The organism is uncultured Brachybacterium sp. (assembly GCF_947500705.1).
In the GTDB taxonomy this organism is placed as follows: Bacteria; Actinomycetota; Actinomycetes; order Actinomycetales; family Dermabacteraceae; genus Brachybacterium.
Map to the genome: position 1 here is coordinate 23,433 of NZ_CANMSY010000004.1, position 12,863 is coordinate 36,295.

Annotated in this window: 8 protein-coding genes; 2 read left to right on the forward strand and 6 right to left on the reverse strand. The window is 61.9% G+C overall.

Features of this window, described 5'->3' with window-relative positions; genetic code table 11:
* Position 1: 1 nt before the first annotated feature.
* Together Q0937_RS08850 and Q0937_RS18010 are read left to right on the forward strand one after the other, a co-directional pair.
* A complete protein-coding gene (locus Q0937_RS08850) occupies positions 2 to 3,292 on the forward strand; it encodes a glycosyltransferase (RefSeq protein WP_299302561.1) in 3,291 nt (1,096 codons plus the stop codon).
* 73 nt (positions 3,293 to 3,365) lie between these two features.
* On the forward strand, positions 3,366 to 3,950 hold the full coding sequence (locus tag Q0937_RS18010) for a hypothetical protein (protein ID WP_363323220.1): 585 nt from the start codon (positions 3,366 to 3,368) through the stop codon (positions 3,948 to 3,950).
* 100 nt (positions 3,951 to 4,050) lie between these two features.
* Here Q0937_RS18010 and Q0937_RS08860 read toward each other — a convergent pair whose 3' ends face one another.
* The 6 genes from Q0937_RS08860 to Q0937_RS08885 all read right to left on the reverse strand — a co-directional run bounded on the left by Q0937_RS08860 (position 4,051) and on the right by Q0937_RS08885 (position 12,714).
* The gene (locus tag Q0937_RS08860) at positions 4,051 to 5,748 is read right to left on the reverse strand and encodes a heparinase II/III family protein (RefSeq protein ID WP_299302567.1); all 1,698 of its coding nucleotides are present in this window, start codon (positions 5,746 to 5,748) and stop codon (positions 4,051 to 4,053) included.
* A gap of 46 nt (positions 5,749 to 5,794) precedes the next feature.
* The gene (locus Q0937_RS08865; protein WP_299302570.1) at positions 5,795 to 7,768 is read right to left on the reverse strand and encodes a DUF6270 domain-containing protein; all 1,974 of its coding nucleotides are present in this window, start codon (positions 7,766 to 7,768) and stop codon (positions 5,795 to 5,797) included.
* A gap of 19 nt (positions 7,769 to 7,787) precedes the next feature.
* Complete coding sequence (gene wecB / locus Q0937_RS08870) at positions 7,788 to 8,936, reverse strand: non-hydrolyzing UDP-N-acetylglucosamine 2-epimerase (protein WP_299302573.1); 1,149 nt, start codon at positions 8,934 to 8,936, stop codon at positions 7,788 to 7,790.
* Between the two features lie 11 nt (positions 8,937 to 8,947).
* Positions 8,948 to 10,039 carry an ABC transporter ATP-binding protein gene (locus Q0937_RS08875; RefSeq protein WP_299302576.1) on the reverse strand — a complete coding sequence of 364 codons (1,092 nt, stop codon included), beginning with the start codon at positions 10,037 to 10,039 and terminating at the stop codon, positions 8,948 to 8,950.
* The gene (locus tag Q0937_RS08880) at positions 10,020 to 10,829 is read right to left on the reverse strand and encodes an ABC transporter permease (RefSeq protein WP_299302579.1); all 810 of its coding nucleotides are present in this window, start codon (positions 10,827 to 10,829) and stop codon (positions 10,020 to 10,022) included. The genes Q0937_RS08875 and Q0937_RS08880 overlap by 20 nt, the downstream gene beginning before the upstream one ends.
* 76 nt (positions 10,830 to 10,905) lie before the next feature.
* Entirely contained in the window at positions 10,906 to 12,714 is a 1,809-nt protein-coding gene (locus Q0937_RS08885) for a glycosyltransferase (protein ID WP_299302582.1), read from the reverse strand.
* Positions 12,715 to 12,863: the final 149 nt, after the last annotated feature.

Below are 12,863 nucleotides of genomic sequence, written 5' to 3' on the forward strand. Positions count from 1 at the left end.
GATGACCGCTTCCACCAGGATCAGTGATCGGCCCGAGCCTGTCACACCCCTAGACATCACGGCCCGCCGCCGCGAGGGCGCGACTGTGCCCACCCGTCGGCGCACTGGCCGGGCCGGGCATCTCGTCGTTGCCTGCATCCTTGACGAGTTCTCGTTCGCGGCATTTTCCGGTGAGGTCGACCTCGCCCCCTTGACCATGAAGAACTGGCAGGTGGAGCTGACCGCTGCGCAGCCGGACCTTCTTCTTGTCGAGTCGGCGTGGCGGGGCCACCGCCAGAAGTGGTGGAACACCGTGCATCACCACGGCCCCGAACTGACGGGGATCATCCGCTGGTGCCAGGACCGCGGGATCCCGACCGCCTTCTGGAACAAAGAGGATCCGGTCCACTTCAACACGTTCCTCACCACAGCGGGCATGTTCGATGCGGTCTTCACGACGGACCTCGACTGCGTCCCGTTGTATAAGAAAGAGCTGGGGCACGACAACGTCCATTTCCTCCCGTTCGCGGCACAGACCGCCGAGTCCAATCCACTCGAGGTGTTTGACCGTGTGGAGGGCTGCGCATTCGCCGGCGCGTACTACGAGAAGTACCCCGAGCGACTCGCTGATCTCGCCGAACTCTCCACGGAGCTCGCCGCCGAGGGACGTCGATTCGACATCTACGACCGCAACCACGGCTCGGACATGCCGGGGTATATGTTCCCCGAGGAGTACCAGGCGTACATCGTGGGCGGCGCCCTCACCCCGGACTTACTGGACATCCCCTACAAGGGATACACCTCCAACCTCAACCTCAACTCTGTCAAGCAGTCGCAGTCGATGTTCGCCCGGCGCGTCTTCGAACTCATGGCATCGAACACCCTCGTGGTCAGCAACTTCTCGCGCGGCCTTCGCCTGATGTTCGGCGACCTAGCAATCACCACGGACTCCGGTGCGGGGATGAGGCGTCGCCTTCGAGCGATCGAGGACGAACCCAATGGAGGCGAGCGCCTGCGAGCAATGGCACTGAGGAAAGTGCATGAAGAGCACACCTATGCCGATCGGCTTGCCCTAGTCGCTGAGAAAGCGGGGATCGATCTCGGGCACAGCGACACTGAGAAGATCGGCCTGATCGCAGTGATCAGGGAAGACTCAGATATCTCTCGTGCCGAACGTGTGGTTGATGATCAGACGTTCCGCAACCTTCATCTCGTCCTTCTCCGTCCAGGCGCTAATCTCGACGAAGACGATGGGACCGACACAGTCCCCAGCGTCAGTGATGCCCTAAGCGTCCTTCAATCAGCGGGCTGCACGGCGATCGGCGTCCTTGATCCGCGTGACCACTACGGGACGAACTACGTCCTCGACCTCGTCCACGTGCTCCGCTGGGCTGATGTGCCAGCTGCGGGTCACTACGAGTACTTCAGTTCTCACAGCGACGGGGATCAATCCTCAAAACGTCACCACCCAGGGGCCGCGTATAGCGCACAACTCGACCTCTCGTTCTCGCGGTCCTTGGTTCGGACGGAATGCATCGCCGGTTGGACCGATGGCCAGCCCGAGTTGCTCCACCCCGAATTCACGGGACCAGGTCTCGCTGTTGGAACGGCCGAATATTTTCAGGACGGGGCAAACGCAGATGCCGCAACTCTAGCGCCCTGTCTTCCGCTCGAGATCGACACCGGCATGCCGCTCCGAGTTCTGCGTGACTTCGCGGATCAGCAGACTATCGACCAGTCTGAGAAGTCAACAGGAGCAACGCTGGATGTCGCGGCCCTCCTCGGCTCGATGACCCCGAGCTCGAAGGTCGAGGTAAACACCGATGACGAGGGACGACTCATCATCACCAGCGACATCGAGACGGGCAGCCACGCCTACGTCCTCTTCCAAGAGGACCTCCCCCGGGAAGTACTCCCCCCGTGCGAAACAGCGACGCTGTACCTCGACGCTCCGCCCGGCCTCGACCTTCTCCTCGTCATCTACTACATGGATGACGATGGGAAGCGCCTTTCCCACAGCTTCGTCCGTCCGCGGATGAACAATGATCTCGCGATACCACGCGGTGTCTCAACCATCCGTTTTGGCCTACGGATTTCTGGTCCTGGATCCACCGTGATCAAGAACGTCTTCACTGAGCGCTACGAACGTCCACGTCAGCCGCTCTTAACCCGCTCTCGGACAATAGTGGCGACCAACGTCTACCCATCTTACGAAAACCTGTACCGAAACGGATTTATCCATTCGCGCACGCGCTCCTATTTGGACACCGGCCATAGGACCGACGTCCTCCGAGTAGGGCCTTATCCGGACACCTCTTTCGCCGAGTTCGAGGACATCGACACTGCCTGGATCGATGCCGAGACATTTGACCGGACGCTTTCGCGAGGCATCGCCGATCGTGTTCTCGTGCATTTCCTCGATCAAGGGATCTGGCAGGCGGTGAAAAGTCACCCAGAGATCGGCCAAGTAATTGTGTGGATTCACGGTGCCGAGGTGCAACCGTGGTGGCGCCGGGAGTATAACTACTCGACGCCCGAGGAGCTTGAAGCGGCCAAGCCAGCATCAGACGCACGCTTGGCTTTCTGGCAGGAGGTCTTCACCGAGCTTCCCGACAATTTCCACTTCGTCTTCGTATCCCAGTACTTCGCGGACGAAGTCTTCGAGGACGTAGGCATCACGCTCGACAAAGCCCGGTACTCGATCATCCACAACCCGATCGACACCGACATCTTCACCTACGCGACGAAGCCCCTGGCGCAGAACCGCAAGGTTCTGACTATCCGCCCCTACGCCTCGGCCAAGTACGCAAACGACCTAAGCGTCGCGGCCATCCTCGAACTGAAGGATCGACCCGGTTTCAGTGAAATCGACTTTCGGGTTATCGGTGACGGTGCCCTTTTCGACGAGATCCTCGACCCCTTGCGGGACTTGCCGAATGTGAAGATCGAGCGGGGCTTCCTCACCCACTCGGAGATCGCTGAAATTCACAAGGAGTACGGGATTTTCCTGACACCTACTCGAATGGATGCCCAGGGCGTGTCCCGCGATGAAGCGATGTCCTCAGGGCTGGTCCCGATCACCAGTGCGGTGGCAGCCATTCCAGAATTCGTCGATGAGGAATGCGGGTTCCTCGCCCCGCCCGAGGACCACATTGGCCTGGCAGACGCGATCTGGGCAATCGCGCAGGACGGCAATTTGTTTGAACGACTCTCGAAAGCCGCAGCGCGCCGCGTGCGTGAACAGACAGCCTCATCGGTCATCCTCCCCTTGGAGCTGTCTCTGATCTTCGGAGACACCGCTGCTGGCCGCTGAAGAGCCCCCGAACTTCTAGACCAGAGAGAACCCCATGGATTCACCTGACGCGTCAATCTACTTGGACCCGTCGATGCATGCCCGCTATGGGCGACTTCTCGCTACTCCTCTGCTTAGCGACCTCTCCCGCGTCGCAAACCTCACCGCCGAGAACCTATACCGCTACGGGCGACAGTCACTTGACGAAGGTGACGTCGCGGCGTCGTCTCAATGCGAGATCCTGAACCGCATCCTGAACAACTGCAGGATAAGTTCGTCCTGCCGGATTGGTGAAGGGACTTCGATCGCATATGGAGGAATTGGCGTCCTTATCCACAGCAAAAGTTCCATTGGTAGACACTGCACCATTGGCTCGAATGTCACCGTAGGTGGTGCATCGACGATCGGTGATCATGTGTATGTCAGCACGGGGGCGCGAATCATAGGGGACGGCATCAGTATCGGAGACTTTTGCATCATAGGTGCCAACGCCGTGGTCACTAAGGACGTTCCGCCGTGCAGCGTCGTCGGTGGGGTGCCCGCACGCCTGCTCAAGCGGCTGGACCGCAGCAATGTCGGCCCGTACATGGGATATCTGCTCGGGTCCAAGAGAGCGGCTCATGACTACCACGACACGTTCAGGTCGGCTTTCACCACGGCCTCCGCGCCTGGCGTGTGAGCCGTCGAGCCTCTCAAGGACTAAATTGGAGATGCTCGGGCCACCCGGTCGGGTGCTTCCGGGCGGCCCTCACGAGGCGTCAATCACTCCACCGGGCCTTTCAGACAGTTGTCACGATGATCCTTCCTTCGGCAGCCATCTTCATCCGGTACCGCACGTCTCCTCCCGCATAGATCACGGCCTGGTCCCCTGAGCTCTCGCCAGTGATATTCCCAGTCGAGAGCAATGTCAGGAACGTCGCGACGTTTCCCCGCTGGCGGAAGCGGACCACCTCCGCCGGCCTCCTGTCGTCCGGAGCTCGCGATTCCCAGCCGTCGATGAGCGGATCTACCTGACCGCGGAGAAAGTCTCCCCGCTCGGCACCCAGCAGCTCTTGTATCTCCATCCGGGTGCTACCGACAGTTGCTCGGAAGGTCGAAGCCGGTGAGTCATCGTCGGTGACGGCATCGGAGTTGATCAGCCAGCGTTGCACCGCTGTGGCATGCGCTCCCAGAACCACGTGATCGTAGATGGCGAGTGCGTGCTCGGCCCTCAGGTAGACGAGGGTGCGGGTCCTAAGCACCTCCTCGTACGGACGGTCCTGCACGGAGTACAGGCTCCATGCAGAGGATGCTGAGTACTCGAGAAGTGTGCACGGAGCGTCCCGAATGAAGTCTCCAGCACCTTCGACGAGGACCATACTGTGTCCACGTTCCGACTTCTCGGCCGTATGCTGCGCGCGATCTCCGTACCCACCGAAGGCTGCATCGATCACAAGAGGTGAACCTCCGGAGAAGTAAGTAACGGAGGACTGATCGACGTGGCCGTGGTCCATCTCGGACTTCCCGGGTCCGAAGCGGAGGCTGAAGAAGGTCTCCTCCTCGAAGGGTGTCTGCCCGCCCCAACCGGAACGGCCGAACACCCATCCTCGATCGAAGATGATCTCCTTGCGCGGTGGTACGGCACCTTGCGCACCCTTCGTCGCTGCCCACGTGCTGATTCCCTCGGCATTGAACGCGGCGACCGGCGACGTATCGCCGATAGGCACATATCGTCCATCCGGCTGGGTCGCATACGTCAGGAATTCAGGGATCGCCTGGTATCGAAGGATCTCCTTCGGGACCGGAAGGTTCTGCAGTTCTGCGTTCCACTTCAGTTGGCGGAGTAGGCGCAGGACATAGAACGAATATCCGACAGCCTGCTCGGCTGTAGCGCCTTGTTCATCCACCATCACCATGGCGCTCTTAGCTGCTCGAGTCATCGCGAAGCGACCCCAGTCTTCACGCCCGTGAAGTCCGGCAAGTGCAAGGAGCCCCAGGTCCTGGTCGAGGCCGTGATTATGCCCGAGCTCATACACATCCTCTCGCATGAGCTCTTCGGCATGTGCTTCCACCAGAGCGTCCTGCCACTCCCCTCGAGGAAGATTGACCCAGGCGATCAGCTGGGCGCGCAGACCAACGCAATGTCCCCGCCAGCTGTATGGCGATGGTTCGATCTCGCGGTCCGCATGCGATGCCCACCAGTCCTCAATAAAGGAATGTGCGAGCAATACGCGTTCTCTAACGGGGCCCGTCTCGGCAGTCACCGTCGCATTCACCAGCGAGTAGAGCGGCTGGAAGCTGTGTAGCGCCCACCGCCAGGTGTTGTCCAGTGGATTGACCGACCAGTCGATGGGCCACTCGAACTCGACGCGGGGGTAGTGGTAGAAATCGAAACTGCCCTGCAACAGCCCGACTGCCGTGTCCACTTGCCTCGGAGCGCTATCCCGCGCCCCGAACGGCCCCAGCGCGACGGCACCTTCTTCAAGCTTCTGAGTCACACGATCACTTCTTTCAAGTCCTCACACTGCGACGGTTAACAGCAGATCAACGAGCCATGTATTCATCTTCGAATGCGTCGAATATGCTCGCAATTGTCCTCTCGTAAAACGGATCGGCGTAATGGAAGGGGGCTGCCCCCCAACGGTGCCCAGCGCTTGCCACCAAAAGATTTGAGGGATACTCGATCCAGCGAACCGGGAATTCCGAAACAATGCGGTAGAGTCTCCGGAGGCCCGAGTTCGCCTCAGCGATCCGCTGCTGATCGGGAAGCAGCTCTCCATCCTCTTTCACATGAGCCCAAAATACCTTGGAGACCAAAATGTTCCCTGGATCTACGACCTCTGTAAATCGTTGGAATCCACGCCGAAATCGACGGACATGAGCGTCGCTTCCCGGGGCGTCTCGAACAAGTCGGAAAAGATCGGCGTCACAGCGCTGCAGTTCTGGGGAGCCCGTGACCACGGAGCCCCCGACGTGAATCTGGGAAAAGCGCTCATCAATAAGGTCAACCAGAACTATTCCGTCACGATGCTCAAAAAGCTTTCGCTCGAGTGTCTTCTGCCAATCTCCCTGGACCATCCTCTGCTGGAACTTGGATGGATTTTTCTCAAGATCGGGCATCTCTCGATCGGGCACGGGCTCGAAGGAACTCGCGAAGCTAGATCGAGCAACATAGTCCGCGATGTCGGGAACGCCTGGGAGGTTGAAGGCGTCCCGCGAGACACAGCTCCCAATGATAAAGACTCCTACGGCGCCGTTTGCCCTCTGACGTGCCCCTACAGCCACTGGCAAATCAGCCGCTCGGGCAGTCCCGTCACAGATCAACCGCCCAAAGCCGTCCCTCGCTGTGGCGTAGACGCTATGCAGCCGACGGTTCGGGAAAGTAATGACCGGTCTATGCTGCGCTCCGGCCCCTACCCTATTGCCGTCAACATCGCGTCCGGAGACGTTGTAGAGAACGTCGCTCGGCCACCCTCGCGATGCGTGCATGCCAGTGAGCTGCAAGTGGACCCTCGATCCCCCACCCTGCTCGGAGAGATCGATGGACAGCTCTGTACCCCCGCTGCCTGCTTCGGCCAGTTCCAGGCGAGGAAGAGCCGGGGGTGCTGTGTGATCCCACAGGCCGGCGTTCTCGGCCGCAGCAATCAGGTTCTGCTTCGATGTGGCCGATCCGGTCAGCTGCTCGATCAGTCGATGCAGGATGTTCTGAGGGGGAACAGCGTGTCCGACGCCGTAGTTGGCGATGAACACCTGGAGCGCCGAACGCTCATACACTCCGTTGCTTGCGTCTTGAAAGTCCTGGTCCTGAAGGAATCCCAGAAGATGGTCCTTGACGTGCCAGTCGCCGAGGTTTTGCAGGTACACCAGGGTTTTGTCGTCACCGATACGCGGAACTTTCCACAGAAGCTCTGCGGGCTCCTCGGCATCAGTGACCGAGCCGTCTTCGACAGCCATCCCGAGGCCTTTGACCATGTAGTCCCGGACCGTTTCCTTGACATATCTGCGTATGTCCCACTGCGAGTTCCACACGAGTGCACGAGCCGGCCGTGACGAAAGGGCAAGCGTAATAAGAGATGCGAAACCTCCGCCGGAACCGCCTACGAAGAGGATCTCCCGACTTAACCTCTCCGAGAGCGCGTCCGCAATCCGCGCTACCGACGATTGGACAGAATCGCCCGATCTTCCCGTATACCACGCAAGTGGGAAGTCATCGCTCTCCGAAAGCACAGGATCCGAAACGGCTATCCACGGCATTCCGAGGGCCGCAGACATCCGCTCGCCTGAGAAATAGGGAGGTCGTGTTTCTTCTCGGTGAGGAAGGGCGCCCGAAAAGTACATGGGAACAGCAGCGAGATCACCGGCGTCGCGAAGCCCTCGGTGCACGATCTCCAACCGATGCCCTGATGGAAGTGCTATTGAATTGATCGCATCGTCGAGCGTGAGGTCACGCAAGAAGATGTCTATCGTCCCCCACTCGACGACCGGGAGGTCAATCCGCGAGTAGTCACTGCTTAGCATGAGCGCGGCCCCTTGCTGATCAGTCGCCGAAGTCGACGGGACGCGCTTCTCCCGAGAACTTCCACTTGATTGCTCCGAGGGTGCGCTCGGCGGCGGCACCGTCCCCGTAGGGGTTCACAGCGTTCGCCATGCCGGCGTAGGCCTCCGCCGAGTCGAGCAGGAGCGAGACCTCGTCGACCAGACGCTGCTTGTGCGTACCGATGAGCTTCACCGTACCTGCGACCACAGCTTCGGGCCGCTCAGTGTTTTCACGCATGACCAGCACAGGTTTGCCGAGGCTCGGTGCCTCTTCCTGCACGCCGCCGGAGTCGGTGAGCACCACGTCAGCAAGACTCAGCATCTGCGTGAATTCTGCATAGGCGAGCGGTTCGATGAGGAACACGCTGTCTAGTCCCTCGACGGAAGGTGCGATGGCAGCTCGGACCTTCGGGTTCTTGTGAATCGGGAACACCACTGTGATATCCGGGTACTTCTGTGCCAGCTCGGCCACCGCCTGGCCGATGCCTTCCATGGCGGCTCCGAGGTTTTCGCGCCGGTGGGCCGTGACCAGGAGAATGCGGCCCGCGGTCCCGCCTTCCTTCGCGGCACGGAGGGACTCGAGCCGGGGATCCTCGAACGGAACGCGCAAACTCTTAGTAGCGAACATGAGCGTGTCGATCACGCTGTTGCCGGTGATGACGATGTCGTTCTCGCTGACATCTTCGCGGGTGAGGTTTCCCTTGCTGGTCGAGGTGGGTGCAAGGTGCAGCGCTGCGATCTGGCTGGTCAGCTTCCGGTTCGCCTCTTCGGGGAACGGTGAATTGATATCACCGGAGCGAAGACCGGCCTCGAGGTGGATCACCGGGATCTGCCGGTTGAACGACGCAATGGCTGCGCCCATCACCGTCGAAGTATCGCCCTGGACGATCACCGCGTCCGGGTTCTCCTCGGCGAGGATCTCGTCGATACCCGAGATCACCTTCGCAACGATGGTATTGAGAGACTGTCCGGCGCTCATGATGTTCATGTCGTGGTCCGGCACGATCCCGAACATCGTGTTGACCTGGTCGAGCATCTCGCGATGCTGCCCCGTCACCACGGTGATGCTTTCGAGTTCTGGATCGGCCTCGATCGCCTTGATGATCGGGGCGACCTTGATCGCCTCGGGGCGTGTGCCGTAGATGGTCATGATGCGGAGTGTCATGAGTGCCGTCCTCGTTTGTCGGTGGTGGGTGTGGTGGCAGGTGCAGGTCTGGTGGCGGCACGGCGTCCACGGGGTTGCAGTGTGCCGGGGAAGCTCTGTGCGCGCATTTGTAGCTCGAAGATCGAGGTGAATGGGTCGGGCTCGAGCTCCGGGACGTTATCTGGTGCGACGGGAGCGTGATCTTCCGGGAGAGTGAGTGCAGAGGCTGCCCGCTGTGCCTCACCGTGCTCGATCGCTTCACGGAGAATGGCCATTGCCTCGTCCTCGCGATCGCGTGCCATGCGATACGTGAAGGAGCGATACATGGCGGAGACCTCCTTCGTGTCCCCGTCCATCACGACCCGGCCCCTCTCCATCCAGATCACGCGAGAGCACACGTTCTCGATCGCGCGCGGTGCGTGGTTCACCATGAACACGGTGCCGGCATCCTCCAGGAGCTCGTCCATCTTGGATTTAGAGCGTTTGGAAAACGTCGCGTCACCAGTGGAGAGCGCCTCGTCGACCATCAGGATCCTGGGCTGTGCCATCACGGAAATCGCGAACTTGAGGCGAGAGGACATACCGGACGAGTACGTACGCATCGGCAGGTCCACGGCCTCACCGAGCGCGGAGAGCTCGGCCGCCTGCGGCACCAGCTCTTCCGCCTTCTCCGGAGTCATCCCGAGCGCCAGGAAGCCTAGCTTTATGTTCTCGGCGCCGGTGAGGTCGCTCATCAGCGCGGCACTCACACCTAGCAGTTGGGGCCTTGCGCTGGTGTAGATCGATCCGGATGTCGGCGGCTCCACGCCAGCAAGCATTCGCAGCAAGGTGGATTTCCCGGAGCCATTTCGGCCGATGATCCCCACGAATTCGCCTTCGCGCACCAGCAGGTCCACGCCCCGCACGGCGGAGACGGAGACCATAGAGCGACGGGGGGCGAGCCTGCCGAGAAGGCCGGACCGCGGTGCACGATCGGTGCGCGGCACCTTGTAGCGCATGCGCACCCGGTGAGCGACGACCGTCAGCGGCGACTCCTCCGGGGCAACCCACAAGGTGTCGTGATGGTCGTCGTCCTCGGCCAGAGCCGGATCAGCCGAGTTCTCGGCCATAACTCTCCTCCGCTCGCCAGAAGTAGATGAAACCGACCACCAGGATCCCGACCGCCGACACTATCGAGATGATCCATGCCCGCAGATCGGGTACCTGTCCGTCCAGCAGAACCGTGCGCATCATGTCGATGATCTGGTACAGAGGATTGAGGGTCACAATGCTCAACGCGGTCTCGTTGTCCAAGAAGCGCTCGATCGGGAACATGACGCCGGAGCCGTACATCAGGAATCGGCTCACTACGGCGAGCACATTTGCCATGTCTGGAACATGGAATCCGATTCGTGCAGTGATGAGCATGAGTCCCAGATTCAGCACCGCTTGGATCAGGAAGATTGGGATGACCAGCACCCAGGAGATCTGTGGGAGGGCGAATGGGGGAATCACCATGATGGCGAAGCACATCACCATCGTCGTGAAGACAGCGGTCATCGTCGCCTGCAGGACGGCTGAGATCGGAATCGACGCCCGCGGGAATGTGAAGGCCTTGATCATCGCCTTGTTGCTGCGCAGAAGGCCCGTCCCGGAGGTGATCGACGTGGCCGTCGAGCGGTACAGCAGGATTCCGATGATCAGGAAGGCAGGGAAGTTCTCCATCCCCTTGCCGATCTTCAGCACCAGCCCGAAGATGACGAAGTAGAACGCCGCGTCGATGAGCGGGCGGAGGAAGAGCCACACGTTCCCTAGATGCATTCGGGAGTTCTGGGTCGAGGCACGGTGTCGCGAGTCGTACCAGATGAAGTGACGGCGCTGCCAGAGCTGCTGGAGGTACTCCCCCAGCGAGGGGCGCACTCCGATCCGCGCGAGTCCGCTCGGGTCGAGACCCTTTGCCTCGAGCGCGCGTTTCACCTCGGAGGTGCTCTTCACCTCATTCACCACTGCGGTTCTCCTCGGCCTTCTGGTGCGACACATTCGTGTACACCTGCTCATATCGTCTCACCAATGCACTCCAGGTACGTTCTCGGGCCATGCGCTGACCCTCGACGGAGTGACGCACACGAAGTTCGCCGTCGGCCGCCAGACCGGCGATCTCCTCGGCGAGCTGCTCCGCAGAGCCGGCCTTGATGAGAGTCGCGTGGAGAGCACCGTCCGGTCCCGTGACGGTCTCCCGCAGGGCAGGCAGGTCGCTGAGTATCACCGGGCGTCCGAGGGCGAGCGCCTCGACCGGCTTCTGCGGAGTGACCGAGCGGGAGACGGCGCGGTCCAGGCGGGGCACGGTCACCACATCGAGCGACTCGACCCAGCGTCGCGCCTCAGCAGCCGGAACGCGTCCAGGAAGGTGCACACGATCCCGGATCCCGAGCTCCCGAGCGAGCTCGGCGAGGCCGGGGGCGGCTACGCCGTCTCCCACAAGGACCACGTGAAGCCGCTCCCGAAGTTCACGATCGGTCTCGGGGCTGTGCAGCAGCTGGCCAACGGCGCGGAGCACGGTCTCGAAGCCTTCATAGTCCACCAAGGCGCTCACCGCGCCCACGGCAAACGCTTCGTCAGGCAGATCCAGGCCCACACGACGTCGAGCTTCGGCAACCGCGAGGTGGTCCGTCAACAGACTCTCGTCGACCCCATTGGGGACCAGAGTGATGCGCGCGGGGTCCACGCCGCGCTCGATGAGCTGCTCTGCCATGGTGGCGCTCAGCGTCACCACCGCCGAGGCCGCGGCCGCCAGCTCCCCCTCTCGCGCGCGCACCAGCCGTACCTTCTCCGAGGCCTCGGCCGCGGCGCGCGCCTGTTCAGTGTGGCGGGCAGCGATCCAGGTCTGCTCCATCAGCCCGCGAACCTCCAGCACCCATGGGATGCCGGTCGCCTCACTGACCGCCTGGGCCACCATCGCGTTGCGGTAGTCGGTGGTGGCATGGAGGACATGGGGGCGCAGCTCACGCACGATGTTGAGTGCGGCTACGACCTCCTGCTCGAGGCGCCGCTGGGGGGTCGCACCGAGCGAGGCCGGCAGAGTGCGGCGGTACTCGACTCCGTCAATTCCGTCGGAGTCCCTGGCAAGCACCTTTCCGATCATGACCGGGTAGCCGGTGCGGGTGAGCGCCACGGAGCGCACGCCGCTGTCGGCCAGGGTTCGCAGGATCCGGTGGGTGCGCAGGGAGTACCCGGACTGGGTGTGAGGCAAGGAATTGGTGATCAGGTGCAGTACCCGCAGGCCCTCGCCCTCGGTACGACCCGGGCTCAGGGCAACGTGCCCTTCGGGGATCGCTAGTCGGTGACCGGGCTGCAGGAGGTCCAACTCGCTGCGCAGGCGTCGCGCGTAGGCGGAGGATCCCTGGCCGGCGGCCTCGAGGATCCCGACGGCCTCACTCATCTCACCGCGCGACCAGGCGGAGCGCGCACGGGTGGCCGCAGGCGCCTGGTCGGAGAGCAGCTCTGGCCGGTCGAGAAGCACGGAGACCTCTCCATGAAGAGTGGAGCGGGAGTGAGGGTCCGCGGCAAGTCGACGCTGGGCGTCGGCGGTTTCCCCCGCCATGAAGGCACCGAGCGCCGAAGCGCCGGCGAGACCAGGCAGAGTAGCGGCGATGGTGCGTAGCCACTTCCCGGCCCGCACTCGGGTCGCGAACGGCAGCCGTCGGCTGACCTGCACCACGAGCAGAGCGGGATCATCCATCGCATGCTGGACTGCGGACTGGAGCAGGAGGCGCGCGTTGAGCGCCACGCGTCGTGTGCTGGGCACGGGCCCCCGCTCGGTCAGGGATCGACCGGTCGGCCGATGCATTCCCGCGATCTTAGCGAGACCTGGAAGAAGTGTGTCATTGGGCTGCGGGGGACGTGACGTTCGTACCTTCCGCCGCAGCTGTGCGTCGATCGCACCTCAGCCCCCGC

Bases quoted from the DNA above. Each gene is read 5' to 3' on its own strand.
- Q0937_RS08850 (WP_299302561.1), top strand. From the start codon at position 2: ATGACCGCTTCCACCAGGATCAGTGATCGGCCCGAGCCTGTCACACCC.
- Q0937_RS18010 (WP_363323220.1), top strand. From the start codon at position 3,366: ATGCATGCCCGCTATGGGCGACTTCTCGCTACTCCTCTGCTTAGCGAC.
- Q0937_RS08865 (WP_299302570.1), bottom strand. From the start codon at position 7,768: ATGCTAAGCAGTGACTACTCGCGGATTGACCTCCCGGTCGTCGAGTGG.
- wecB (WP_299302573.1), bottom strand. From the start codon at position 8,936: ATGACCATCTACGGCACACGCCCCGAGGCGATCAAGGTCGCCCCGATC.
- Q0937_RS08875 (WP_299302576.1), bottom strand. From the start codon at position 10,039: ATGGCCGAGAACTCGGCTGATCCGGCTCTGGCCGAGGACGACGACCAT.